Origin of the sequence: Ruegeria arenilitoris (assembly GCF_013032855.1) — a bacterium.
Lineage (GTDB): Bacteria > Pseudomonadota > Alphaproteobacteria > Rhodobacterales > Rhodobacteraceae > Ruegeria > Ruegeria arenilitoris.
Window position 1 is genome coordinate 321,630 of the sequence record NZ_WQDA01000005.1, and the last position, 25,057, is coordinate 346,686.

A 25,057-nucleotide genomic window follows, 5' to 3' on the forward strand; every position below is an offset into this window, starting at 1 on the left:
CGGGGCGGTGTCGCCTTTGATCTGAACAAGAACCAGAGGCGGGTGCTGCAGGCGCCCGCCTTCTTCACGCGGTTTGAACGATCCGGGCCGAGACCCGGGACAGGTGCTCATCGACCAAGGCTGTTTCGTCGGGGTGAAGCTGTTGGTGGCGCGGATAACGCGGCGCGTTCCGGTCATTCAGGATCGGCGCGTCCCACCCGTCGGTCGTGGCGAAGAAACGCTCGACACCCGGCAAGCCGAATGCGCGCAAATACCCCTGCACCACAACGTCTATATAGCTGAGCAAAACCGGGTGGCTGTGCGTCGGGTCCTTGCGGTGCTGTTCCGGAACCGCATAGACCGCAATCTCGACCTCTTTCTTCAGAGGATGAGTTATGGCGTGGGTGGCGCGGATCCGATCATAGGCCCACTCCCGTTCATCCAGTGCCGCCCAGTCGTTTTGGGGGACATGTGCGATCATGCCGTCGATCTCGCAGGCGGGATCCGGCACCGCGGTCAAGAAGGCGACCGGGCGCAGATCGGTATGCCGCCACGCCCGGCGCCAGCCCTTGAGTCGCGCCGGGCGCGGGTCGGGAAAGTCATGCGTGGCAAGGTTTACGAGGCTGCCATAGCCAAAGAAATAGGGCTCTGCCATGTCGCGTGCTGTCCTTCTTAACGATTGATGTATGTCAAACCGTTTTTTTGCGGTCTGTGCAATAAGGCTGCATCTTGAAATTCGGGGGGAGGATCTGATGCGGATCACCAAACGAACAAATATCGCCGTGCGGCTGTTGATGTATTGCGCTGCACATCCGGATCGGCTCGTGACGAAATCCGAGATTGCGGATGTCTGCAACATCTCGGAAAACCATCTGGCGCAAGTCATCAACCAGCTGGGTCAGCTGGGGTATCTGAGCACGCAGCGCGGTCGCAACGGTGGAATGACTCTGGGGCGGCCGGCGGACCAGATCCGGATCGGATCCGTCTTTCGCCATGTCGAGGGCAGTTTGCCGATCGCCGAGTGTTTTGCGGATGCCGACAACACCTGTCCGTTGACCGATGCCTGCCGCCTGCGTCTGGCGCTGCAGGACGCGGCCGAGGTCTTCTTTGCGTCGCTGGATGAAATATCGTTGGATGCTTTGGTTTGTGACAACGATCCGCTGTTGAAAATTCTGCAACCCGTTACCTGCGCGCGTTGAATTCAATCGCTGGCCCGCAAGACGCGGGCCGGGCTGACGGATAGGGGGCGAAGGGCGAAGAACAGCCCCGCCAGCAGCGTGACGGCCAGCCCGGCAGCGACGATACCCAATGCCGAAGGCCATATCACCGCAAAGCTGGTATCGAAAATGAATGTCGCTACAGCCCAGCCTCCAAGGATGCCGGCCAGCAGCGCCACGCAGCCCGCAGCCGCACCCAAAAGCGCCGAGCGCAAGCCAAAGCTGAGAAGTATCCGTCGGCGATCTGCGCCGATCGTCTTGAGGATTGCGGCCTCGTAGCGACGTGCGGGCTCTCCCGCGGCCGCCGCGCCGATCAGGACCAGAAAACCGGTCAGCAAAGAGACACCTGCGCCGTAGGAGGTGGCCGAGGCCAAACCGGCAAGCAGGCCCGAGACACGGTCGATCGCGTCCCGAACCCGGATCGCGGTGATGTTGGGGAACTGGGTCGCCAGGTCTTGAAGGATAGCTGCCTCGGCCTCTTCCTCGGCGTAAACCGTTGCAATGAAACTATGAGGCGCGCCGGCCAGTGCGGACGGATTCATCGACATGATGAATCCCATGCCCGCGTTCGAGAAATCCACCTCGCGCAGCGATGTTATGGTCGCGGTGATATCACGCCCGAGAATGTTCACAGTCAGTTCGTCACCAAGCTTGAGACCCATTTCCTCGGCCTCTTCCGCGGCGAAGCTGATCTGAGGCGGGCCTGAATAGTCCTCTGGCCACCATTCCCCGGCGGTGATGCGGGCGTTTTGTGGCGCGTTGTCCGAATAGGTCACGCCGCGATCGCCTTCCAGAACCCAATGATCGCCCGCAACCTGATGTGCTGGCTGGCCGTTGATCTGCGAGATGATTCCGCGCAGCATTGGTGCGCTTTCTACACGTGTGACACCGGGGTCGTTTTCAAGCCGGCTGCTGAAGCCGGGCATCTGGTCTTTTTGAATGTCCACGAAAAAGTACGACGGCGCCACGTCCGGCAGGTTCCCGGATATCGCATTGCGCAGAGTGCCGTCGATCTGTCCGACCGCAGCCAGAACCGACAGGCCCAATCCCAGAGACAGGACCACCGATGCGGCACCTTCACGGGGGTCGGAAATTGCGGCAAGTGCCCAACGCAACGCCGGGCGGCCACGGGCGCGTGTGGCGGCCCTTTTTGCCACATAGCGGATGCCTTGGGCCGACAGCGCCAACAGCACCAATGCGCCGACAAATCCACCTCCGGTCCAGAGGGTCAGCCAGGGGGATCCGCTGAACCAAGCGGCGGTGGCGATCAGTGTCGCCAGGGCAAGGCCCGTCGCCAACAGGTAAGCGGCGCGGGGCAACCTGCGGGCACTGCTCAGCGCATCGCGGAACAGGGTCGCTGCCCGGACGTCCTCCGCCCGGGCAAGGGGCCACAGGGTGAAAAGCAAGGCGGTCAGCAGGCCATACAATGCCGCCTCGAACAGCGGTTGCGGATAGACAGAGAAAACGGCCGGTACGGGAAGCCGGCTTTCAATCAGGGGTGCGAGGAGAATCGGGGCCAGCCCGCCAAGGGCTACACCAGCGGCGATCCCGACAACCGAAAGGACGCCGATCTGGATCAGATAGGTCTGAAAGATCGTGGCGCGGTCAGCGCCGAGGGTGCGCAATGTGGCGATGGTTTCGGTCTTTCGGGCGAGATAGGCGCGTACGGCCGCGGACACGCCGATGCCGCCCACAGCCAGACCGGAGAGACCCACCAGCACCAGGAACGCGCCGAGGCGCGAAACGAATTCGGCAATTCCGGGTGCGCCGTTGCGCGCATCGGTCCAGCGCAGCCCCGAACCCTGCAGAACGCTCTCTGCCTGTTCCGAGACTTCTGTGAGGTCGGCTCCGACCGGCAGGTCCATACGGTATTTAGTCGAAAACAGCGTGCCGGGCTGCAATAGGCCCGAGTCTTTCAGATCGGCTGTGCGAACCAATGTGCGCGGGCCCAAGGTGAACCCATCTCCGGCCGCGTCGGGTTCGGATATCAGGGCGGCGGACAGCACAAAGTCCTGCGTGCCCAGTGCAAGACTGTCGCCGATGTCCAGCCCCAGACGCTCGATCAGAACCGGGTCCATCACTGCCCCGGGAAGAGTGGCATTTCCGTCCAACGCCTCGGACAGCGAGATTTCGGGGTCCAGTTGGACGGTGCCGATCAGAGGATAGGCGTCATCGATGGCCTTGACCTGAGTAAGTCCGCGTTGCGGTGCGTCGCTGCGGGTCACGGCCATCGAGCGGAAATCGACGACTTCGGACACGCGATCGGCGTTCTGCTCCATCCATGCGGTTTCTGCTTCGTTTGCGAAGCGGTAGGTCAGCTCGATCTGGGCATCGCCGCCCAGCAAGGCTGCCCCCTCCTGTGCAAGGCCAGTCATGATTGCTTGCTGCACCGATCCAACCGCAGCAATGGCGGCAACCCCCAGGGTCAGACAGGCCAGAAAAACCCGAAAGCCGCGTAAGCCGCCCCTGAGTTCACGTCGGGCCAGGCGCGTCGCCAGGCGCAAGCTCATTCCGCTGCCTCTTGGCTGGCCTCTTCGGTGATGCGGCCGTCGCGCAATCGGACGATCCGGTCGCAACTGCGGGCCAGCGAGTGGCTGTGTGTGACCAGAACCAGCGTTGCCCCGTGCCGGTCACGCAGGCCGAACAGCAAATCAACGATGGCCGCGCCATTCGCCTCATCCAGATTGCCGGTCGGTTCGTCCGCCAACAGGATCCGAGGCCGCGGGGCCGAAGCGCGGGCCAGCGCGACCCGCTGTTGTTCGCCGCCCGACAGTTGCGCCGGGTAGTGATCACGCCGATGCGAAAGCCCCACCGCCGCCAATTCGGCCTCGGCCCGATCGAAGGCATCGCGGTGACCGGCCAGTTCCAGCGGGGTGGCCACGTTTTCAAGCGCCGTCATCGTTGGGATCAGATGGAAATTCTGGAAAACGACGCCCATCGCATCACGACGAAAGCGGGCAAGCGCGTCCTCACTCATCAAGGTCAGGTCCTGCCCCAGTGCGGTGATGCGACCCGCGGTCGTCTGCTCCAGCCCACCCATCAGCATCAACAGCGAGGATTTGCCCGAACCGGATGGGCCGACGAGGCCCAGCGTCTCTCCCTCTTTGACGGTCAGATTGATGTCCCGCAAGATTTCAACGGGTCCGGCATTGCCATCCAGCGACAAAGCGGCATTTTGGAGTGTCAGAACGGGTTCAGTCATAAGTCTTTCCGAAAGGGGCAGTCATTTGGGATATGGAGCGGTCAGGAATTTGCGCAAGGCTCTGGCGGCGGGGCTGTTGTCGCTCTGCGGCATTGCTGCCACAGCCGAGCCGGTGGTCCTGGCCGCTCTCGGAGACTCGCTGACTCAAGGCTACGGCCTTGTTGAGAAGGATGGGTTCGTCCCTCAACTGAACCGGTGGCTGGATGCGCAAGGCGTCGAGGTGAAGATAATCAACGCCGGTGTTTCCGGGGACACAACGGCCGGCGGTGCGGCGCGTGTGGGCTGGACCCTGACACCAGAGGTGGACGGGATGATCGTGGCGCTGGGCGGAAACGACGTTCTTCGTGGGATCGATCCGGCGGTCTCGAAGTCGAATCTGGAAAAAATTCTGACCGAGGCGCAAACGGCCAAGGTTCCGGTTCTGCTGATCGGCATGCAGGCCCCGGGCAATTATGGCGCGGACTACAAACAGGCGTTTGACGCGATGTATCCGGATCTGGCCACCCAGTTCGGCACGCTCTATGCCCCCAGCTTTTTTTCCGGGTTGCAGGCGGATGGCGACCCCGGAGCCGTGCAGACCTACATGCAACCAGACGGGATCCACCCCAATGCGCGCGGCGTTGCGCTGATCGTGGATGATCTTGGACCTGCTGTCCTTGATCTGATCGCCGCCGCAAAACAGCGGCAGTAAACCGTGCCCGGGCGGTTCTTTCTGACGCGGCCGTTTTCCAAGATTTCCGAATTCCTGGGTCGAGAAGCTACTTGGCCGGATGAACAGCCGCGCCAGAACATACAACCCGGTCAGGAAGTGATCGTTCTGACTGCTGAAGGCGCCGGGCCCATGCGGTGGGGCATGATCCCCGTAGGGCGCGTCAATGCCCGGGGGCGACCGGTCATGGAAACGATCATTAATGCGCGGTCGGAAACGGTTTTTGACAAATCTGCTTTCGAAGGTGTCGGTCGCGCGGTTGTTCCGGTTGATGGCTGGTACGAGTGGACTGGCGAAAAGCGCCGCAAAACCGCGTGGCGGATTGAATCCGCCGACGGAACCCCCTTGTTGTTTGCCGCAGTTACGGACAGATGGATTGCGCCCGGTGGTCAGCATGTCGATCAGTTCGCCGCAGTGACCTGCGAGCCAAACGATGATCTGCGGCCGATCCACCACCGCATGGGTGTCCTGTTGCGGCCCGAAGACGTCCGGACCTGGCTGACCGGATCGGACAGGCAAGCTTCAAGCCTTTGCGTCCCGTGGCCAAACGGACGACTGAAGATTGAAAAAGCCGAAGGGGTGGATTGGTCGGGGCCTTGACCGCTGCCTTAGACGACGGTGACGACCGTTCCGATCGGGACGCGGTTGTACAGGTCGATCACGTGCTCATTCAGCATTCTGATGCACCCGTTCGACACGGCTCGTCCGATGGTCTGCGGCTGGGTCGTTCCATGGATGCGGAAATACGTGTCGACGCCGTTCTGAAACAGATACAAGGCACGGGCGCCCAGCGGGTTGTCTCCTCCACCGGGCTGGACATAGTCATTGTCCTTGAATTTGGCATAGGCAACGGGGTCCCGCTCGATCATCTCTTCGGTCGGGCGCCAGGTGGGCCATTCCTTTTTCACGTCGATCGTTGCAGTGCCGGTAAATTCCAGCCCGGCCTTGCCGACGCCACAGCCATAACGGATGGCTTTGCGGGGCTCGGTCACGAAATACAGGTAGAACGAACGTGGCGCGACCAACAATTGCCCGGGCAAAAACTGCTTCTTGATCCGAACGATTTGCGGGGTCGGGTCGTATTCGACCGGCTTCTTTTTCGCGTGGGCCATGCCAGGCACGGCGCTGATAGCGGCAGCGGAGATCAGAAAATTGCGGCGTGAGAACATGGCAATACTCGGCTAATCAACAAAGAAAACAGGGTAGCAGTCTGTTCAGAATAGCCGATCCGGTCAATTCCCGCGCGAGTTTCACCGGAAAGTGATGTGGTTTTCCTGCCCCACTTGGGCTGGAAAGCGCGATCGGAAACCGCGCAAAAAAATGGGGGCGACGGCCATCCGTCGCCCCCAGAGACCTGATTTAGGCCAGTTCGATGTTGTCGGCGCTTTCGCGACCGTCGCGACCAGCGCGCAGTTCATAGGTGACTTTCTGGTTGTCGGCCAGGCCGGTCAGGCCCGAACGCTCGACGGACGAAATGTGCACGAACACGTCTTTGCCGCCCTCTTCGGGTGCGATGAAGCCGAAACCTTTGGTGGTGTTGAACCATTTTACGGTGCCTGCGGGCATATCCGTATCTCCTGTATTAGTGCTGCCCACGGAATTGCGGCAGCCCGGCGTCGTTGTCTGGATCGATAGACTGAACGCCGAAAACGGAGACAGTAGGTCGAAGTAGAATAACGTAAGCTCTTTGCATATGGCACTGAGAGGGCCATATGGCAAGGGTCAGTTGGGCAGAATGTGTTGTGCTTTCAGGGGCCAGCGGGCGTTTTGAACATAAATCCGCCGAACTGAATTCGAATCCGCTACGGACTTTTCGGTGTCAGATTATCGCGTCCCATCCGGGCAGAACGGACACGAATCCATTAGCGGATCGGCCAAAAAAATTGGATCGGTCACCTGTCTGATAGTCGACTCCAGTCAATGGCATTCGGACGCCCGAGAGCCCGTATCGGCACAAGCAATCAGCCAGATGCCGGGATGTCGTTTTCTAGATTCGTGCCGAGATGATGTTGAACATCGCGAATGCAGCGATCCACAGGAACACGGTAAAAATCAAGGTCGCAAGTGCCAGGAGAAGCATGCGAAAAAGGTTGCGATTTGGAGTGGTTTTGAGTGCACCCGGTGCAGGTGAATCGTGCCCCCAATCTAACTTAGAGAAATAGCTGTTAGCCCCGTAAACCGTCAGAAGCAGACGAAGACGGGTGGGCGGTGCGCCGCTTACCCTCAATAGATACTCGGTATACTCTTTCTTGAAGTTGAAGAATGGAAACACAGACGCCAAGATCAGCGAAGACAACCACACCGAAGTGCTTGCGATCATAGAGAAACCAAGCAACGGTAGCGCTTCCGCCATACCGTTTTCCAACTGTCCATCATCCCGTTGATAGTATGGGCTGATCTCTGCCCACACTATCCATCCGGAGATGTGTCAGGAGTGTTATCGCGCAAACTTCTTATGCTTCAACCGCTTGGGCTCCAACGCGTCCGGTCCCAGGCGGCGCTTCTTGTCTTCTTCGTAGTCTTCGAAGTTGCCCTCGAACCATTCGACATGCGCATCACCTTCAAAGGCCAGGATGTGCGTACAGATCCGGTCGAGGAAGAAACGGTCGTGCGAGATGACCACGGCGCAGCCGGCGAAATCGACCAGCGCGTCTTCCAGCGCGCGCAGGGTTTCTACGTCCAGGTCGTTGGTCGGTTCGTCCAGCAGCAGGACGTTTCCGCCCTCTTTCAGCAGGCGGGCCATGTGGACGCGGTTGCGCTCACCTCCTGACAGCAGCGAGACCTTTTTCTGCTGGTCGCCGCCCTTGAAGTTGAAGGACGAGCAATAGGCGCGGGAATTTACCTGCGCGTCACCCAGTTGGATGATCTCGGCGCCGCCGGTGATCGCCTCCCACACGGTGTCGTTGTCGTTGAGGTCGTCGCGCGACTGATCGACATAGGACAGTTGCACCGTGTCGCCGTATTCGATGGTGCCGGCATCGGGCTTTTCTTGGCCGGTGAGCATTTTGAACAGGGTCGATTTACCGGCGCCGTTGGGGCCGATCACACCGACGATGCCGCCCGGCGGCAGGCTGAAGGACAGGTTCTCGATCAGTTGCTTGTCGCCCATATGCTTGGCCAGCCCGTTGACCTCGATCACCTTGCTGCCCAGGCGCGGGCCGTTGGGGATGACGATCTGGGCGCGGGTCAGCTTCTCGCGCTCAGACTGTTCCGCCAGCTCGTTGTAGGCGTTGATACGGGCCTTGGATTTGGCCTGACGGGCCTTTTGACCCTGACGCATCCATTCCAATTCGCGTTGCAGGGTCTTCTGCTTGGATTTGTCCTCGCGGGCTTCCTGCTCAAGCCGCTTGGCCTTCTGCTCCAGCCACGAGGAATAGTTGCCCTCGTACGGGATGCCACGTCCGCGGTCCAACTCGAGGATCCAGCCGGTGATGTCATCCAGGAAGTAGCGGTCGTGGGTGACGATCAGGATGGTGCCCTTGTAGTCGATCAGGTGCTGTTGCAGCCAGGCGATGGTCTCGGCGTCCAGGTGGTTGGTCGGTTCGTCCAAGAGCAGCATGTCAGGCGCTTCCAGCAGCAGCTTGCAGAGCGCCACGCGGCGTTTCTCACCGCCCGAGAGGTTGGCGATGTTAGCATCGTCCGGCGGGCAGCGCAGCGCTTCCATCGACACGTCGATCTGGCTGTCGAGGTCCCACAGGTTTTCCGCGTCGATCGCGTCCTGCAGGGCGGTCATCTCTTCCATCAACTCGTCCGAGTAGTTCTCGGCGATCTCCATCGCGATTTCGTTGAAGCGGTCGACCTTGGCCTTTTTCTCGGCCACGCCCAGCATGACGTTTTCACGGACGGTCAGGGATTCGTCCAACTGAGGTTCCTGTGGCAGATAGCCGACCTTTGCGCCCTCGGCGGCCCACGCCTCGCCGGTGAAATCGGTATCGAGGCCGGCCATGATCTTCATCAGGGTCGACTTACCGGCGCCGTTCACGCCGACGACACCGATCTTTACGCCGGGCAGAAAGCTCAGGTGAATGTTTTCAAAGCACTTCTTGCCACCGGGATAGGTCTTTGAGACACCCTGCATGTGGTAGACATATTGATAGGCGGCCATGTCGCGTCCTCTGGGTCGGGGAATTCAGGTTGACCCGCTTGATAGCCAAGCGGGACGGGCGGGGCAAGCTGGTGCTTTGGCGAATTTCTGGCTGGCCTTATGCGCCGGCCTGACCGGACTGGGAAGGATGCTGGGAATGCCGGAACTTGCGCAATTGGTATCAGGTTGGGCCAAGGCCGGGCGGATCGAATGGATCGGCGTCAGACCGGGGCGACGATTGGATATGATCGCACTGGGTCAGGCCATGATCCGGGAAGATGGGGTTGAGGGCGATCGCAGTCGCTCGGGGAAGCGTGCGGTGACCCTGGTTCAGCACGAGCATCTTGCCGCGATCGGCAGCTATTTGGGGCAAGGTCCGGTCGCACCGGACGTGCTGCGGCGCAATCTGGTGGTTTCCGGCATCAATCTGGGCGCTCTCAAAGGGCGCGAGGTTCAGGTCGGCACCGCCATCTTGCGGATCACGGTTATCTGCGCGCCTTGCAGCAGGATGGAAGAGGCGTTGGGCAACGGGGGGTACTCTGCCGTGCGTGGGCATGGCGGCTGGTGTGCCGAAGTGGTGCGATCGGGGGCGGTCGGTTTGGGCGATGCTGTGCAACCTGTTGATTGACAAGGCCGGCGAGTTCTGGACTACAGCAGGGGATGTTGCGAAGCGCGATACCATATGCGCGGCCCGGTCAGGTCGTGGGGCTGTTCGGGGGATCGTTCGATCCACCGCATCAGGGGCATGTGCACGTTACACTGGAGGCGATGAAGGCTTTTGGATTGGATCGGGTCTGGTGGTTGGTGTCGCCGGGGAACCCGCTGAAGGCTCGCGGCCCGGCTCCGATCGATCAGCGAGTTGAGGCCGCACGGTCCATCATGCAGCATCCCAAGGTTGAGGTGACTGACATTGAGGATCTGACCGGCACCCGCGCCACGGCTGACACACTTGCTGCCTTGCGGCGGCTCTATCCGCAGGTTCGGTTCGTTTGGCTGATGGGGGCTGACAACCTGGCCCAGTTTCACAAATGGAAGGACTGGCGGTTGATCATGGACACCGTTCCTGTGGGCGTGGTGGCGCGCCCCGGAGATCGGATTTCGGCCCGCATGTCACCGGCGGCGCGTGTCTATGGCAAATACCGGATTGACGGAACGGCGCGGCATCTTTTGGGTCGGGCCGATGCACCGGCCTGGTGTTTCGTGAACGTGCCGATGGTCGATGTCAGCTCGACTCAGATACGCTCCAAAGGCGGCTGGACCTGACAGGTGTTGCCTGAACAGCCCCGATGGGCACATAATTCAGGTGCATGGTTGTTTGCCTGTGATCTCTGGGATTTTATTTGACCCATGACTGATCGTATTTCGAGACGTTTCTTTCTGGCCGGCGCCGGTTCGCTTCTGATCCCCACCGCGGGCCTTGCCGGGGCGCCAACGGTCTCATTGCGGCCTGTTGCCCGTGGCGCCGAGTTGAGCGGTGCCGAACGCATCATTCAGGCGGCGCGATTGAACGGCGAAGTGGTCTTCGCTGTGGCCGACGTAAAAACCGGCGCGCAACTGGAGGAATTCGGCGGGGCCCGCGGCTTGCCGCCGGCCAGCGTCGCCAAAGCCCTGACCGCGCTTTACGCGCTGGACGTTCTGGGGCCGGACCATCGGTTCGAAACAAAGCTGATCGCAGATGGTCCGATTGAAAACGGGATCCTCAAGGGTGATCTGATACTGGTCGGAGGCGCCGATCCGGTATTGGATACCGATGCTCTGGCCATGATGGCCGCCAACCTGCGCAAGGCCGGACTGACCGAGGTTCGGGGGGCGTTCAAAGTGTACAGCGGCGCATTGCCCTTTGTATTCAGCATAGACCCCGGTCAGCCTGATCATGTGGGCTATAGCCCTGCGATCAGTGGAATTTCCCTGAACTTCAACCGCGTGCATTTCGAGTGGAAACGCCAAGGGTCCAGCTATGACGTGACCATGGACGCACGCAGTGCCAGTTATACGCCGTCGGTGGACATGGCCGCGATGCGGATCGAAAATCGCAACCTTCCGGTCTACAGCTATCAACCCAGCGCGCGGCAGGACCGCTGGACAGTTGCCAAGGGCGCGCTGGGCAGCGGCGGCGCCAGGTGGTTGCCCGTGCGCAAACCGGGTTTGTATGCCGGGGATGTGTTCCGCACTCTGGCCCGGGTGAACGGCATCGTCCTGGGGCGGGTTCAAGTCACACGCGAGGCCCCCAGCGGCACCGTTCTGGTCACGCATCAGAGCGATGAACTGACCAGCATAGTGAAAGGGATGCTGAAATATTCGACCAACCTCACGGCCGAGATGGTGGGGCTGGCTGCGACCGTCGCGCGGGGTAGGCGGCCGCAAACACTGGCAGAGTCCGCGGATGAGATGAATCGCTGGTCGGCTCAGACCTATGGCGCGTCCGGTATTGCTATGGTGGATCATTCCGGATTGGGCGATGCTTCGCGAATGGTGCCGTCTGGCCTGGTCAAAGTTCTGGTGGCCGCTCAGCAACATGAAACGCTGCGACATCTGTTGAAGCCGTTTACCCTGACCGACGCCAAAGGCCAGCGGATCCAAGGGCACCCGATCAAGGTCGACGCCAAGACCGGAACCCTGAACTTTGTATCTGGCTTGGGCGGGTATCTGACCACCGCCGAAGGATCCGAGTTGGCCTTTGCGATATTCACTGCCGATCTTCCGCATCGGGCGACCATCGCGCGTGAAAGCCGCGAACGCCCTGAAGGCGCGCGCAGCTGGAATCGCAGGTCTCGCAAACTGCAGCAGGCCCTCATCGAACGCTGGGGCGCGCTTTATGGCAGCTGAAACCGATCAGACGGTGTGACGCGCCCGTGCGCCGCGCTCGATCGCTGCGGCGTGCAGCCGATCGATCTCCAACTCATACCGGATCTCTTCCAGCAGCCGCAGTTCGGTTTCGGCCAGCGAGCCGTCGGCGGCGGCGACATCGCAGGCCAGAGCATAGGCCGTTTCGTTCAACCGCTCAGGCAGGTTGTCCCGGATCAGACCAAACAGTGCGTCCAGACCATCTTCCTGCTCGAACAGATCAAACACGATCTGCGAAACCCGGCGCATACGGTCGATATCGTAGTCGGCAAACACAGGCAGCATATTCACGGCTGTCTCGATCTTGACCAGTTCGACGGTGCGGATGTTCTCGTCCGAGGCTGAGACGGCCACCATGATCGCCACAAGGCAATCCTGCGGCGACATCGGGTGGGAAACGGGTTGGGTCATGGGAACGTCCTGCGATTGGTATCGTGCCGCACGTTATTGAGGTGTGGCAAAGGGTTCAATATCTTGTTTTCCAATACATACCGATGTCTGCTTGTGCCCTGATCAGATTTTGCCGTGTTCCTGGTCACGAGCAACCGTCTGAAATCGTAGCAGGGGCGGCGTTTCTCGCCTGTGGTCATTGACTCACGCTGCATCTGCACAATAGGAGATGCCGGTCGGTCGCATTGAGCGACCCTCGCTGATTTCCCGATGGAGAACGAACGAAATGTCTGAACTGCGTGAAACCGCCATGACGTCAAAGGCCTGGCCTTTCGAAGAGGCGCGCCGGTTGCTCAAACGCTATCAGAAGTCTCCACCGGAGAAGGGCTTCGTTCTGTTCGAAACGGGATATGGCCCGTCGGGCCTGCCGCATATCGGCACTTTCGGTGAGGTGGCACGGACCACGATGATCAAGCGCGCCTTCGAGGCCCTGTCGGACATTCCCACCAAGCTGATCTGCTTTTCGGATGATCTGGACGGAATGCGCAAGGTCCCCAGCAACGTGCCGAACCCCGAGGCCCTTGAAGCCTATCTGCAGCAGCCGCTGACTTCGGTCCCTGATCCGTTCGGCGAGTATCCCAGCTTTGGTGAACACAACAACGCCATGCTGCGTCGGTTCCTTGATACGTTCGGGTTCGAATACGAGTTCTATTCGGCGCGCGACTTTTATCGTTCGGGTCAGTTCGACGAAATCCTGAAGCGTGCAGTCGAACGTTATGACGACATCATGGCCATCATGCTGAAAAGCCTGCGCGAGGAGCGTCAGCAGACCTATTCGATCTTCCTGCCGATCCATCCGGAAACGGGCCGGGTTCTTTATGTGCCGATGAGAAAGGTGTGCGCCGAGACCTACACCGTCACCTTCGATGATGAAGATGGCAAGGAGTGGACGCTGCCCGTGACCGGCGGCAATGTGAAGTTGCAGTGGAAGCCGGATTTCGGGGCGCGCTGGGCGGCGTTGGGCGTCGACTTCGAGATGTATGGCAAGGAACATGCGACCAACGAAAAGATCTATGACGCGATCTGCCGGGCGCTGGGCGGCCGTGCGCCCGAGCATTTCTCGTATGAGCTGTTCCTCGATGAAAACGGGCAGAAAATCTCGAAGTCGTCCGGAAACGGTGTTTCAATCGACGAGTGGCTGACCTATGCGCCGACCGAGAGTCTGGCCTATTTCATGTATCAAAAGCCGAAGACGGCAAAGCGGATGCATTTTGACGTCATCCCCAAGGCGTATGATGAATACCATCAGCAGTTGCGTGCCTACCCCGGGCAGGACCTGAAGGCTCAGTTGAACAACCCGGTCTGGCACATTCACGGCGGTGACGTGCCGGAATCGACGTTGATCGTTCCCTTTGCAATGCTGTTGAACCTCGCGTCGGTTTCAGGTGCCGAGGACAAAGAGACGCTATGGGGCTTCATCCGCCGCTATGCGCCCGAAGCCACGGCCGAAAGCCACCCGGACCTCGACAAGGCTGCCGGTTTTGCAGTGCGCTACTTCAACGACTTCGTGAAGCCGACCCGCAAGCATCGGGCGCCGACGGAGCAAGAGCGCGAGGCGCTTGAAGCCCTGAAGTCGGCGCTTGAAGCCTATGACGGTCCGGTCGAGGACGAAGCTCTGCAATCTGTGGTCTATTCCATCGGCCGTGAGCGCTTTGACCCGATGCGCGGCTGGTTCACAGCCCTTTATGAGGTGTTGTTGGGCGCCAGCCAAGGCCCTCGGTTCGGCGGGTTCATCGCCCTTTATGGCGTCCCCGAAACGATTGCACTGATCGACAAGGCCGTGGCCGGAGACCTGGTCTGATTTGACCACATACTGCATGGGGCTACCTTTCCGGCAGGAGGTGGTCCCATGCGTCGACTTTTGCTTGCAGTTTCCCTGAGCGCCGGTCTGGCAACAGCCGCAGTTGCCCAAAGTGGCGACATCGAAGCCAATATTGCTGCGCAGATTGAAGCCTTCAAGGCCGATGACTTCGCCACGGCCTTCACCTTCGCCAGCCCCAACATCCAGACAATGTTCCGCACGCCCGAGAATTTTGGCGCGATGGTGCGCAACGGCTATCCAATGGTCTGGCGCCCAGCTGAGATCCGATTTCTGGAATTGCGGCAGATTTCCGGGTTCTGGTGGCAGAAAGTGATGGTGGTGGATGCGAACGGCCGGGTCCACATCCTGGACTATCAGATGGTCCAGCTGGAAAACGGCTGGAAGATCAACGGGGTGCAGCTGCTTGGCAACTCCGACCCATCCGCCTGACGCAACACCCACCGTCACGATGATATGAGCGACGGTTAATCCCTTTTCGATACTCAGACCAGCGTGTCCGGGCGGCTTCCGGATCCGGAATTTGGCATGCGCCATAGCCTGAAGAGTGGGCGCGTTTGGGAAAGGGTATTCAATGAACAAGGCAATCACCGACGGCATCGTTTTCACGCTGCCGCAATTCGCGAATGGTCTGGATGTTTGGTCCAGCGGCGACGGCACTCCGGGCTCACCGACCTATGACGGATCGGGAACGGGAGTGTTCGTGCCTGCAGATGCGGAGTTTGGCGGTTGTCTTGAGATACTGAAGGTCAATGCCACGCAGCAACTGCGGTACATGGGGCAGACGCCGATTCTGCCGGGCTGCTATTTGCAGATCAAGGCGCGGGTCAAAGCGATCAGCGGGCCATTGCCGCAGGTCCGGATCGCTGGATGGGCCGGAGGGGCCGGCGACGTGCACCTTTCCGGACTGACCGAACAGGGCCCGGCCATTCAGCTGTCGGCCTATGGCGTGGTGCACGAGGTCACCGCCATCGTCGGGATTGGACAGCGGCCGGGCGTGGACATGTCTTGGGGCATTTCGGCGCTATACGGGCATTTCGGCCTCGATATCGAGGGGGCAAACGGCGCGCTCGTTCGGATCGATGATATCGAAATTACCGATGTCACCGGGATCTTCTTGCGCGACATGATCAGCCTTGTGGACGTGCGGGACTATGGCGCGTTAGGAGATGGTGTGGCCGACGACTCGGCCGCGTTCGAGGCGGCAGACCAAGCCGCGGGAGGTCGCCGCATCTATGTGCCGCAGGGAACCTACCACCTGGCACAGGATGTTGGGCTGGACGCGGAGGTCGACTTTGAGGGCACGGTCACGATGCCTGATGACAAGATGCTTCTTATGACCAAGAATTTCGATCTGCCGACTTACATCTCCGCCTTCGGCGATGAAGCCCTGGCCTTCAAAAAGGCGTTTCAGGCGCTGTTGAACAACTCGGATCATGAATCGCTGGACCTGGGCGGCCGCAAGATCTCGGTGTCCGAGCCGATCGACATGCAGGCCGCCGTGCCCAATCGCGGCAGCTACTCCACTCGCCGCGTGATCCGCAACGGGCAGTTCGACGTCAAGAGCAGCGCCTCATGGGACACCGAGACCTTTACCTCTGTCGCAACATACGACCCGGCGGATCCCTACAAGTTGTCCGGTGTGGCCAACGTGGCCAATATCCCGGTCGGGTCGTTGGTTCAGGGCAGCGGCGTTGGACGTGAGATCTATGTTCGGTCCAAGGATGAAGGTGCCGGTGAGATCACCTTGAACGCACCCATCTACGATGCGGCTGGCACGCAGACATTCACGTTCGTTGCTTTCAAGTACCTGTTGGATTTCTCGGGCTTCAGTGCGCTCCAGAAATTCGCCATGGAAGACATCGAGATTCAATGCAACGGGCGCTGCAGCGCGATCCGCCTGTCGCCGGGCGGGAACACGTTCGTTTTGAAGAACTGCTTTGTCAGCCGTCCGTTGGATCGCGGCATCACTTCAATCGGGGTGGGGTGCCAGGGCATGTTGATCGACGGTTGCCAGTTCCTGTCCAGTGAAGAGTCTCTGGACGTGCCCGACCGCAGTTCGATTGCCATCAACGCCAATGCCAACGACGTCAAGCTGCGCCACAACCGCGCCGTTCGTTTCCACCACTTCGCGGTTCTGGGCGGAGACAACAACCTGGTTCTGGGCAACCACTTCTTTCAGGGCGACAGCGTGCCGAACGGTGTGCGCAATGCGGGTTTGGTGATGATCGGGGCCTACAACAGTTCTTCGATCGCCGACAATTATATCGACAACTGTTTCATCGAGTGGAGCAATGAGCGCGATGCCGAACCCGACTACACCTCGGGCTATTCCTTCAGCGCCATGAGCATCACCGACAACATCTTCTATTTAAGTGACGTTGCCCCGTGGTTCGCCTATATCGTCGTGCGCCCGCATGGCGTCGGGCATTTTTTGAACGGAATGACGGTCACGGGCAACAAGTTCCGAACGGCGAACGGGTCAATCGACCGCGTGGACAAGGTTGATACAACTTTTGCCGATCTGAATCCTGATCGGCATGTGAATGTCACGTTCGCAGACAACACGTATCACAACGTGACACTCAAGACCGCGAACCCGCTGCGGGTCCGACACGAACAGAATACGGCGGCCTCTGCCTGGACGGTGGACTCGAATGGTGCATTCCCCTTTGGTGGGCAGGCCCGCAGCTGTGACAGCGTCGTCGTGCTGGACGGGCTGAGAACCGCCTTTGGAACTCTGCGCTATACGGCCCCCTATGTTCAGTTGCAGCAAGGGACGAAACAGGACCAGATCAAGTTGCGTTGGTCCGAGGCCTTGAGTGGTGAAGTTTCGGTGATCATGCGGATCGAGGTCTGATCCGTGTCGGCCGGTCGCTTTTGGGGCGGCCGGCGCGCAGCATTCAGAACTTGCGCCACAGCGCGAATCTCAGGCCTGGCCTGTCCCGGGCGGCGTTGCGCTCGACCCCGATTATCCAGGTGTTGGGGCCGCTTTCGGATCGAAACATCGCCGAGGGTCGCGCGCTCCAATAGAGCGGGCGGCCAGGTACATAGGACGTTTCGATCTGGAGCAGGGGATTGACCCGACGGTGCGACGACAAACCCACTGTCAGGTCCAGTTTTCGGATCAGAGCGTCATGGCTTCGGTACTCCAGCGCGGCATCAGCCGCCAGCCAGCCACTGCCATATCGGGCCTGAAATCCTTTGCCCCAAGACAGGGTTGCCTTGTACATCGCCCATGCGCGGGTTTCACGGTGATGCGCGCCGACACCCAACTCGGCCGCCAGACGCCCACCGTTGGAAAATTCGGCAACCGGTAGGCGCGCAAACACCACGGCGTGACCGTAGAGTTCTTGATGCTCTTCCGCGTCCAAACCCAGCGTCAGATTTGGGCGCATTCCCCATTCCCCATAGAGCGAGGACTTGAAGCGGATGCCCTTCCCGGGCTCGGAAAACGCCGTCAGGGCCAACGATGTGAACGAGGCGCCTTCTTCACGAAGCCATGCCCCGGCCAAGGCCGGAGTCGAAAACACAAGACTTGCACACAGGAAGGCGATCAGGCGGTCCATTTGCGCAGGATCATCAACCTTGGTTAACGGAAGGTTAGCGCTCGGTTCATTTTTCGGAAACTTTTTCGCGCCAGTTCAACGAAAGGCAAGACGTTTGAAAAACCTGTGCTAGGCTTGGGTAAGACAAGGGAGATGACCGATGCCGAAGATATCAAAAGACGCCAGTGTTCAGACCGTTATCACCACTTTCGAATTGACCCCCGGAACCTGTCAGGACCTGCTGGAAGCGTTGACCGACGCCTATGCGAACTTCATTTCCAAGCAGCCCGGTTTTGTCGCGGCCGGACTGCATGTCAACGATGCCCAGACCCGAATCGCGAACTATTCGCAGTGGGAGCGGCGGGAAGACTTTCTGGCCATGCTGCGAACGCCTGAAATGCGCGAGCGCAACCGCAAGATCAACGAATTGTGCAAAAGCTTCGAGCCGGTGATGTACGACGTTGCCGAAACATTTGACTGATCCTGACCTGAATCAAGGTCAGAAGACTTTGGCTACTGCTATCTGAACGCGAAACTCAAGGAGACGCCAGCCATGTATCACAATATTCTTGTCCCGATTTCCTTCGATGCCGAGCGTGACACGTCGGGGCCGCTGAAACTGGCCAAACTATTGGCGACGCCAGATGCGAAAGTGACCCTGTTGCATGTTGTCGAGCATATCCCGGACTACGCAATCTCTTACATGCCGGCCGAATACCTGACCGAAGCGCGGCGCGCGATCCAGGATGAGCTGAACATTCTGGCCGCCAAGCTACCGAACGCCAAGGGCGTTGTGGTCGAGGGCCATTCGGGGCGCACGATTCTGGATTGGGCGGAAACCAACAAACCTGACCTGATCATTATGGCGTCGCACCGACCGGGGATGCAGGATCTGTTGCTCGGCTCGACCGCGACACATGTGGTGCGCCACGCCAGTTGCGCAGTTCACGTCGTTCGCTGATTTGATGGCGGGCAAAGGTCTTCGCGTGTCATCTTCCACGCTTTGCCGAACCCGCCATTGAGAAGCCCATCGACAATCTCGAAACGCACAAAACGGAAATCTGCGAAGTCGATATATAGTCCGGCCTTCGGACGCTGTGACAAGTAGCTTGCCCGAAGCGCGGTATGCTCCTCGGTCGCCCGTGGGATCGGGCGCGCCGTGCAGTGCAGGGTCAGCCGGGGATGGGTCAGTGGATCACCTTTGTCAGCGGGCTCGCCGATTAGCAACGCGCAGGCCGGATTTGCCTCCAACGCGCGTGAGTGCTCCGCCAGATCCGAGATCAGGGTGAGCGGCCATCCAGCACTGTCGGTGGCCAGTGCGATGCGGCTGATCGACGGCAGTCCGTTGTCCGGATGTACCACGGCAAGCGCAGCAAAACGGGCCTGCGTGATAAGATCAAGGGCCAGTTCCCGCGCAGTCTCGTCGACCGGTTGAAATGGGTTTCGAGTGTTCACGTGGCGCCCTCGCTGGATTGCGTCATTCCGATGCCTCGGCTTTGCCACATAGTTGGTGTATCGCCAAGTTTATGAAGCTGAAGACAACCGTATACAACGAACCCGCACCAGATCCGCGCTTGGCACGTCGGCAGCGTAAGGCTGATGCCCTGCGCCGACATGCGCTGTCCCCGCTGCGCATTCTGCTGATGGTGCTGGCCCTGCCGCTGACGACGGGGATGATCGCGCTGGGTGTATATCTCCGGACCTCGGATCTGGAGCGGACCGAAGCCGTGATGCACCTTGTGGCGCTGGCTGGTTGCGACGCGGCACGCTCCGTTGGTCTTGGACCGATGCGCGAGGGACAGCTTGGATACCACAAACGCAACGACCCTGACGGCGACGGGATCGCATGCGAGTCCAGTGTCCGCGCCGCAACGCGGTCGGCTGTGCCGGTCCAGGCTCCTGCGTCCACGCAAAGCGCGGCGCCCAAACCGCGGGCTGTCGGAAACGCCAAATTTGTCCGCCCCTGACGGTCCTTGAAGACACCTATCTTCATGGTTGAACCTTTTCTCGCACATGATCGCGTTGCCTGTGTCCCTGCGTGATTTGGGCAGGACGTGGTAGGATCATAACGTCCGCTGGCAGTTTGCCGCGGTTCGGGGTCTGGACCCCATGCGAGGGAGGACAACCATGTTTGCACGCGTTACCCAGTTCAAGATGAAGCCCGGCACCCGCGAGGCCGCCACGGCCCGAATGAACGATCTTAAGGATCAGATCATGGGCATGCCCGGTATGCACTGCTTTACGAATGTGATGAACGAGGACGGCAGCGGCTATGTGATCTCGGTCGTCGAAAGCGAGGCGACATCAAACGCAAACGCCCCCAAGGTTGCCGAGTTGTGGGGCCAGTTTGCCGAGTATCTTGAGGGGCCTCCGACGCCGATGGGGTATGATGTCATCGCCCATTGGGACAAGGGGTGACATCGGCCGCCACTCGGGGATGGCCTGATGCCTTACAAGATCACGCCGCGTATTGCAGCCGAGCTTATCGCGCACGAAGCGATCGTGCGCGAGGCCTATCTGGATTCCGTTGATGTCTGGACCTGGAGCGTGGGGATCACGTCGGCCTCGGGCCACACGGTCTGGCCGCGCTATCTGGACAACCCCCAGACCTTGCGGCGCTGTTTTGAAGTGTATGAGTGGGCAATCCGCACCAACTATCTGCCTGCTGTGGAAACGGCCTTTGCCGGCCACGCCCTGACCGAGGCGCAGTTGGGCGCGGCCTTGTCCTTTCACTACAACACCGGGGCCATAGACCGGGCCGTTTGGGTGCGCAGATGGAAGGCCGGGGATGTGGCCGGTGCTCGACGCGCGATCATGTATTGGCGGCGGCCGCCTGAAATACGCCCGCGGCGGCGCAAGGAGCGCGCTCTGTTCTTCGATGGCGTCTGGTCGGGCACGGGCACCGGAACCGAGTACCAGGTGCGAAAACCGTCCTATCGGCCAGACTGGTCCAGCGCGGCAACGGTGCAGATCGGCGACGTTCTGCAAGACCTGTTCGGTTAGGCCCGACAGGTCATGCTTGCTTGCGAAATCCTTGCCGGCCCGTCAGGATCGGCGTCATGACCCGGGACGAATTCAACGCTTTCTGCGCCTCTCTGAAGGCCACGAGCCACGTCGTGCAGTGGGGCAATGCGGATGTGTGGAAGGTGGGCGACAAGGTGTTCGCGATCTGCGGCTGGAACGACGGCACGGACGCCTTTACCTTCAAGGCCACCGACCTGGCCTATGAGGTGCTGCAGGATCAGCCCGGCATCCGGCCCGCGCCCTATCTGGCCTCGCGCGGCATGAAATGGCTGCAGGTTTATGACGAACGCGGGATGAGCGACGCGTCCCTGCGCGACCACATCGTGACGTCCTACGAGTTGGTCGTGGCCAAGCTGACGAAAAAGATGCGGGCCGAGCTGGGGCTTTAGCCCTTCATCGCCTGCAGCAGTTCGATCAGCCGCTTGCGGTCATCGTCATCGGCATAGTCGCCCGCGGCCAACCGTTCGGCGATGCGCAGGCGTAGACGCTCGTGCTGGGTGCGCACCTCTTCGCCTGCGGTTTCGGCCAGCGTCTTCATGATCACCGCCACCGCCTGCTGGCGCTTGGTGGTGGGGTTGGCGATGTAGTCGACCAGGCTCTGTTGCCCGGAATCGAGGATGTTTTCGGCCAGCGCCCGCAATTGCTCGCCATTCGGCAGCAGCGGGGCAGGGGTGCTTTCTGGCGGCAGGATCTCGGGTGCGCTGCTTGGGGTTTCAGCGAGGGCATTGGCGCCGTCGACGAAGGCCTCGGTGATCATCCGGGTGATCTTGATCGCGCGCGGGTCCTTGAACAGGGTCGAGGCGATGGCCACGCCGTAATCGGTATAGACCCACGGATTGACCCGCCGCCCGCCGCGGCCCTTGGGCTTTGAAATCACATTCCGTGATGTCAAATCGGCCACCTCGGCGTCGGTCAGCTGAAAGCGGTAACCTTCGAACAGGTCCTTGTTGCGCGAGACGGCCTGATTGAAGGCGCTGACGGTTTTTCCGTAGAACCGCGCCAGATCCTCGGCCAGCACCACGCGTGTGCCGCGCACCCGGTGAATGGCGCTTTGGACCTCATGCGTGCTGGGCAGGGTGTTCGGGTTCGTCATGGCAGCCGTTTGGAATCACAATTTGTGATTTCAAACGTGGAGGAGGGAGCGCTGGGCTGCAAGGTTGAAGTGTTTGTCGCCCACACCTTTAAAACCGTTGGCGACTTCGGAGTAGGCCAGTAACAATTGCAAAGTTCCGGCCGACGCTGCTCACACGCTGCAGCGTGTGAGCAGCGCTTACTTTAGCCGTTTGGTGTTTTGCAAGATCCTTTGGCGGTTAGTTGTTATCCGGATCTTTGCATTCAATGTAGCAACCAAACTTGAAATCTTTATACTCAATTCCAATATCGAGACTTCTGTTTTCGGAACACGCTTGCTTTGCACGATAGATTTCCAGCCCTCCGCAAATCAGCATATATGCGCCACCAGTCAGGCCTAAAATTATTAAAGGGTTAGGGTCATCTTGAACGGTAATAAAGCCGACATCTGACGTTTCCAGTCCAACAACACTATAAACCGAAGTGGTAATTTTCGGTTCTGGCATGGAAACATAGTTTGCAATTCGTCTAATTTCAGCAGGACCAGCGACTGTTTCTATCTGCCCGCCTTCGGCAGAGAAATTGTCTGTTGCTTCGAAAGAGGTAACAGAAACAGATACAGGTGTCACAGAACCACTCATGTCTGCAATAGTGCCATTCATAGTTATAGTTCCAGTGCTCTCGTCAACCGTTTCGTTGCGTAGTGATAGGCTGCTCGACAGAGCACCAACTTCAGAATTGTTGATGAAGGAAGATGTGAGTATCCAACTTTCTTCCGCATTTGAAGCTTGAGCAAAAAAAGCGAAAAAGGATGCAAGATGCAAATACAAGTTTCTCATTATAACCTCCTAAAATAGAGGCTTTATTTTAACACCAGAAACTTCTTTTTCCTAACGCTTCCTTCTCTTCACATTTCCACCCCGCTGCCCCGGCCGTCCGGCCGTTGACCGCCCCTGCGACCGGACCGCGTCTTCCGAGGCTTTCTCGACCGCCCATTGGCGTGCCATGGGGTCGTCGGCGACGGCCAGGTCGACCGCTTCCAGGCGCTTGATCTCATCCCGGATGCGGGCAGCCTCTTCGAATTCCAGGTTCTCGGCCGCCTTGCGCATCTGATCGCGCAGACCGTCCAGATGGGCCTCGAGGTTGGCGCCGTGCATCGGTTTTTCGATGGTGGCAGTGACGCGGTTCATGTCCACGTCGCCGGCATAGAGGCCGGCCAGAACGTCCTCGACATTCTTCTTCACCGTCTCGGGGGTGATGCCGTGTTCCTCGTTATAGGCGATCTGCTTGGCGCGGCGGCGGTTGGTTTCCTCCAGCGCGCGCTCCATGCTGCCGGTGATGCGGTCGGCATACATGATCACGCGGCCCTCGGCGTTGCGGGCGGCGCGGCCGATGGTCTGGATCAGCGAGGTTTCCGAGCGCAGGAAGCCCTCTTTGTCCGCGTCCAGAATGGCGACCAGCCCGCATTCGGGAATGTCGAGTCCCTCGCGCAGAAGGTTGATGCCCACCAGCACGTCGAAGGCCCCCAGCCGCAGGTCGCGCAGGATTTCGATCCGCTCGATCGTGTCGATGTCGGAATGCATGTAACGGACCTTGATGCCCTGTTCGTGCATGTATTCGGTCAGGTCTTCGGCCATGCGTTTGGTCAGCGTGGTGACCAGCGTGCGGAACCCCTTGGCCGAAACCTTGCGCACCTCGTCCAGCAGGTCGTCGACCTGCATCTCGACGGGGCGGATTTCAACCTCGGGGTCCAAGAGGCCCGTGGGACGGATCACCTGTTCGGTGAAGACGCCGCCGGTCTGCTCCAGTTCCCACTTGGCCGGGGTGGCGCTGACGAAGACCGACTGCGGGCGCATGGCGTCCCATTCCTCGAACTTGAGGGGACGGTTGTCCATGCAGGAGGGCAGGCGGAACCCGTGTTCGGCCAGAGTGAATTTCCGCCGGTAGTCGCCCCGGTACATGCCGCCGATCTGCGGTACGCTGACGTGGGATTCATCGGCGAAAACGATGGCGTTGTCGGGGATGAATTCGAACAGGGTCGGGGGCGGCTCGCCCGGTGCGCGGCCGGTCAGATAGCGCGAGTAGTTCTCGATCCCGTTGCAGACGCCGGTGGCTTCGAGCATTTCCAGGTCGAAATTGGTGCGTTGTTCCAGCCGCTGCGCTTCCAGCAGCTTGCCCTCGCCCACCAGCTGGTCCAGCCGTTGGCGCAGTTCCTTTTTGATGCCGAGGATTGCCTGCTGCATCGTCGGTTTCGGCGTGACGTAGTGCGAGTTCGCATAGACGCGGATCTGCTCCATCGTGTCAGTGCGCTCGCCGGTCAGGGGGTCAAACTCGGTGATCGCCTCCAGTTCCTCGCCGAAGAACGAGAGTTTCCACGCGCGGTCTTCCAGGTGGGCAGGCCAGATTTCCAGGGAATCGCCCCGCACCCGGAAGCTGCCGCGCTGGAAGGCCTGATCGTTGCGGCGGTATTGCTGGGCCACCAGATCGGCCATCACCTGTCGCTGGTCGTATTCTTCCCCGACCTTCAGATCCTGCGTCATCGCCCCGTAGGTCTCGACCGAGCCGATGCCGTAGATGCAGGACACCGAGGCCACGATGATCACGTCGTCACGTTCCAGCAGCGCCCGGGTGGCCGAGTGGCGCATCCGGTCGATCTGTTCGTTGATCTGCGATTCCTTCTCGATATAGGTGTCGCTGCGCGGCACATAGGCCTCGGGCTGGTAATAGTCGTAGTACGAGACGAAATACTCGACCGCGTTGTCCGGGAAGAAGCCTTTGAACTCGCCGTAAAGCTGGGCCGCCAGCGTCTTGTTGGGGGCCAGGATGATGGCGGGGCGCTGGGTTTCCTCGATCACCTTGGCCATGGTGAAGGTCTTGCCGGTGCCGGTGGCGCCCAGCAACACCTGATCGCGCTCGCCGTCCAGGACACCGGCGGCGAGTTCCTTGATGGCCGTTGGCTGATCCCCGGCCGGTGCAAACTCCGTATGCATGACGAACCGCTTGCCGCCCTCGAGCTTCAGGCGGGCGCGGACATCGTCCACGGTCAGCTGGGTTTTGTCAGAATGTGCATAGGGCATCGGCAGGCTCCGTTTGGGCTTCTTACATTTGTT

The 25,057-nt window shown here is 60.0% G+C and carries 28 protein-coding genes; 15 read left to right on the forward strand and 13 right to left on the reverse strand.

The window, feature by feature from the left end; genetic code table 11:
- Positions 1-64: 64 nt before the first annotated feature.
- A complete protein-coding gene (locus GOW72_RS17155) occupies positions 65-634 on the reverse strand; it encodes a gamma-glutamylcyclotransferase family protein (RefSeq protein WP_170367685.1) in 570 nt (189 codons plus the stop codon).
- Positions 635-731: 97 nt separating this feature from the next.
- Here GOW72_RS17155 and GOW72_RS17160 point away from each other — a divergent pair, with 97 nt between their 5' ends.
- Entirely contained in the window at positions 732-1,178 is a 447-nt protein-coding gene (locus GOW72_RS17160; RefSeq protein WP_093963764.1) for an RrF2 family transcriptional regulator, read from the forward strand.
- Positions 1,179-1,180: 2 nt separating this feature from the next.
- On the opposite strand, the gene GOW72_RS17165 is transcribed toward GOW72_RS17160, so the two are convergent.
- Both GOW72_RS17165 and GOW72_RS17170 read right to left on the reverse strand, forming a co-directional pair.
- Positions 1,181-3,706 (reverse strand): ABC transporter permease, encoded by a 2,526-nt coding sequence (locus tag GOW72_RS17165; protein WP_170367687.1) that lies wholly within the window; start codon positions 3,704-3,706, stop codon positions 1,181-1,183.
- Entirely contained in the window at positions 3,703-4,398 is a 696-nt protein-coding gene (locus tag GOW72_RS17170) for an ABC transporter ATP-binding protein (RefSeq protein ID WP_170367689.1), read from the reverse strand. Before GOW72_RS17170 ends, GOW72_RS17165 begins: the two co-directional genes overlap by 4 nt.
- Positions 4,399-4,447: 49 nt before the next feature.
- Here GOW72_RS17170 and GOW72_RS17175 point away from each other — a divergent pair, with 49 nt between their 5' ends.
- Together GOW72_RS17175 and GOW72_RS17180 are read left to right on the forward strand one after the other, a co-directional pair.
- Complete coding sequence (locus GOW72_RS17175) at positions 4,448-5,089, forward strand: arylesterase (RefSeq protein WP_244952463.1); 642 nt, start codon at positions 4,448-4,450, stop codon at positions 5,087-5,089.
- Between the two features lie 3 nt (positions 5,090-5,092).
- Entirely contained in the window at positions 5,093-5,707 is a 615-nt protein-coding gene (locus GOW72_RS17180) for an SOS response-associated peptidase family protein (RefSeq protein ID WP_170367693.1), read from the forward strand.
- Positions 5,708-5,715: 8 nt separating this feature from the next.
- Here GOW72_RS17180 and GOW72_RS17185 read toward each other — a convergent pair whose 3' ends face one another.
- From GOW72_RS17185 to ettA, 4 genes are all read right to left on the reverse strand, one after another.
- Entirely contained in the window at positions 5,716-6,276 is a 561-nt protein-coding gene (locus GOW72_RS17185) for a L,D-transpeptidase (protein ID WP_170343266.1), read from the reverse strand.
- Between the two features lie 190 nt (positions 6,277-6,466).
- A complete protein-coding gene (locus tag GOW72_RS17190) occupies positions 6,467-6,673 on the reverse strand; it encodes a cold-shock protein (protein WP_093963409.1) in 207 nt (68 codons plus the stop codon).
- A gap of 421 nt (positions 6,674-7,094) precedes the next feature.
- On the reverse strand, positions 7,095-7,517 hold the full coding sequence (locus tag GOW72_RS17195; RefSeq protein WP_170367695.1) for a hypothetical protein: 423 nt from the start codon (positions 7,515-7,517) through the stop codon (positions 7,095-7,097).
- 27 nt (positions 7,518-7,544) lie between these two features.
- On the reverse strand, positions 7,545-9,212 hold the full coding sequence (gene ettA, locus GOW72_RS17200; protein ID WP_170343264.1) for an energy-dependent translational throttle protein EttA: 1,668 nt from the start codon (positions 9,210-9,212) through the stop codon (positions 7,545-7,547).
- A gap of 136 nt (positions 9,213-9,348) precedes the next feature.
- Here ettA and GOW72_RS17205 point away from each other — a divergent pair, with 136 nt between their 5' ends.
- The 3 genes from GOW72_RS17205 to dacB all read left to right on the forward strand — a co-directional run bounded on the left by GOW72_RS17205 (position 9,349) and on the right by dacB (position 12,017).
- The gene (locus GOW72_RS17205) at positions 9,349-9,819 is read left to right on the forward strand and encodes an MOSC domain-containing protein (RefSeq protein ID WP_170367697.1); all 471 of its coding nucleotides are present in this window, start codon (positions 9,349-9,351) and stop codon (positions 9,817-9,819) included.
- Positions 9,820-9,851: 32 nt separating this feature from the next.
- Positions 9,852-10,454 (forward strand): nicotinate-nucleotide adenylyltransferase, encoded by a 603-nt coding sequence (locus GOW72_RS17210; RefSeq protein ID WP_425328551.1) that lies wholly within the window; start codon positions 9,852-9,854, stop codon positions 10,452-10,454.
- 84 nt (positions 10,455-10,538) lie between these two features.
- Entirely contained in the window at positions 10,539-12,017 is a 1,479-nt protein-coding gene (dacB, locus tag GOW72_RS17215) for a D-alanyl-D-alanine carboxypeptidase/D-alanyl-D-alanine endopeptidase (protein WP_170367699.1), read from the forward strand.
- A 6-nt stretch (positions 12,018-12,023) separates the two neighbouring features.
- Here the strand turns inward: dacB and GOW72_RS17220 are convergent, their stop codons facing one another.
- Positions 12,024-12,446 (reverse strand): tellurite resistance TerB family protein, encoded by a 423-nt coding sequence (locus GOW72_RS17220; protein WP_093963405.1) that lies wholly within the window; start codon positions 12,444-12,446, stop codon positions 12,024-12,026.
- A gap of 265 nt (positions 12,447-12,711) precedes the next feature.
- Between GOW72_RS17220 and GOW72_RS17225 the strand changes: the two genes are divergently transcribed.
- The 3 genes from GOW72_RS17225 (at position 12,712) to GOW72_RS17235 (ending at position 17,164) form a co-directional block, all read left to right on the forward strand.
- Positions 12,712-14,286 carry a lysine--tRNA ligase gene (locus tag GOW72_RS17225; RefSeq protein WP_170367701.1) on the forward strand — a complete coding sequence of 525 codons (1,575 nt, stop codon included), beginning with the start codon at positions 12,712-12,714 and terminating at the stop codon, positions 14,284-14,286.
- Positions 14,287-14,334: 48 nt separating this feature from the next.
- A complete protein-coding gene (locus GOW72_RS17230; protein ID WP_170343260.1) occupies positions 14,335-14,736 on the forward strand; it encodes a DUF4864 domain-containing protein in 402 nt (133 codons plus the stop codon).
- Positions 14,737-14,878: 142 nt separating this feature from the next.
- On the forward strand, positions 14,879-17,164 hold the full coding sequence (locus GOW72_RS17235) for a glycosyl hydrolase family 28-related protein (RefSeq protein ID WP_170367703.1): 2,286 nt from the start codon (positions 14,879-14,881) through the stop codon (positions 17,162-17,164).
- 43 nt (positions 17,165-17,207) lie between these two features.
- Here GOW72_RS17235 and GOW72_RS17240 read toward each other — a convergent pair whose 3' ends face one another.
- Positions 17,208-17,873: a hypothetical protein gene (locus GOW72_RS17240; RefSeq protein WP_170367705.1), complete on the reverse strand. Its 666-nt coding sequence runs from the start codon at positions 17,871-17,873 to the stop codon at positions 17,208-17,210.
- Between the two features lie 139 nt (positions 17,874-18,012).
- On the opposite strand from GOW72_RS17240, the gene GOW72_RS17245 reads away from it, so the two are divergent.
- Together GOW72_RS17245 and GOW72_RS17250 are read left to right on the forward strand one after the other, a co-directional pair.
- Positions 18,013-18,333, forward strand: coding sequence for an antibiotic biosynthesis monooxygenase family protein (locus GOW72_RS17245; protein WP_170367707.1), 321 nt, complete (start codon positions 18,013-18,015; stop codon positions 18,331-18,333).
- 72 nt (positions 18,334-18,405) lie between these two features.
- Positions 18,406-18,813 (forward strand): universal stress protein, encoded by a 408-nt coding sequence (locus GOW72_RS17250; protein ID WP_093963399.1) that lies wholly within the window; start codon positions 18,406-18,408, stop codon positions 18,811-18,813.
- On the opposite strand, the gene GOW72_RS17255 is transcribed toward GOW72_RS17250, so the two are convergent.
- Positions 18,798-19,307: a pyridoxamine 5'-phosphate oxidase family protein gene (locus GOW72_RS17255; protein ID WP_170360263.1), complete on the reverse strand. Its 510-nt coding sequence runs from the start codon at positions 19,305-19,307 to the stop codon at positions 18,798-18,800. The genes GOW72_RS17250 and GOW72_RS17255 overlap by 16 nt on opposite strands.
- A gap of 71 nt (positions 19,308-19,378) precedes the next feature.
- Here GOW72_RS17255 and GOW72_RS17260 point away from each other — a divergent pair, with 71 nt between their 5' ends.
- From GOW72_RS17260 to GOW72_RS17275, 4 genes are all read left to right on the forward strand, one after another.
- Positions 19,379-19,819, forward strand: a complete 441-nt coding sequence (locus GOW72_RS17260) for an excalibur calcium-binding domain-containing protein (protein ID WP_170342067.1) — start codon at positions 19,379-19,381, stop codon at positions 19,817-19,819.
- A 160-nt stretch (positions 19,820-19,979) separates the two neighbouring features.
- Entirely contained in the window at positions 19,980-20,270 is a 291-nt protein-coding gene (locus GOW72_RS17265; protein WP_170360267.1) for a hypothetical protein, read from the forward strand.
- Between the two features lie 27 nt (positions 20,271-20,297).
- On the forward strand, positions 20,298-20,855 hold the full coding sequence (locus GOW72_RS17270; RefSeq protein ID WP_170367709.1) for a lysozyme: 558 nt from the start codon (positions 20,298-20,300) through the stop codon (positions 20,853-20,855).
- Positions 20,856-20,911: 56 nt separating this feature from the next.
- Positions 20,912-21,265, forward strand: a complete 354-nt coding sequence (locus GOW72_RS17275; RefSeq protein WP_170367711.1) for an MmcQ/YjbR family DNA-binding protein — start codon at positions 20,912-20,914, stop codon at positions 21,263-21,265.
- Here the strand turns inward: GOW72_RS17275 and GOW72_RS17280 are convergent.
- From GOW72_RS17280 to uvrB, 3 genes are all read right to left on the reverse strand, one after another.
- Complete coding sequence (locus GOW72_RS17280) at positions 21,262-21,969, reverse strand: ORF6N domain-containing protein (protein WP_170367713.1); 708 nt, start codon at positions 21,967-21,969, stop codon at positions 21,262-21,264. The genes GOW72_RS17275 and GOW72_RS17280 overlap by 4 nt on opposite strands.
- A gap of 217 nt (positions 21,970-22,186) precedes the next feature.
- On the reverse strand, positions 22,187-22,786 hold the full coding sequence (locus GOW72_RS17285; RefSeq protein WP_170367715.1) for a hypothetical protein: 600 nt from the start codon (positions 22,784-22,786) through the stop codon (positions 22,187-22,189).
- Positions 22,787-22,837: 51 nt separating this feature from the next.
- On the reverse strand, positions 22,838-25,024 hold the full coding sequence (gene uvrB, locus GOW72_RS17290; RefSeq protein WP_170367717.1) for an excinuclease ABC subunit UvrB: 2,187 nt from the start codon (positions 25,022-25,024) through the stop codon (positions 22,838-22,840).
- Between the last annotated feature and the right edge of the window lie 33 nt (positions 25,025-25,057).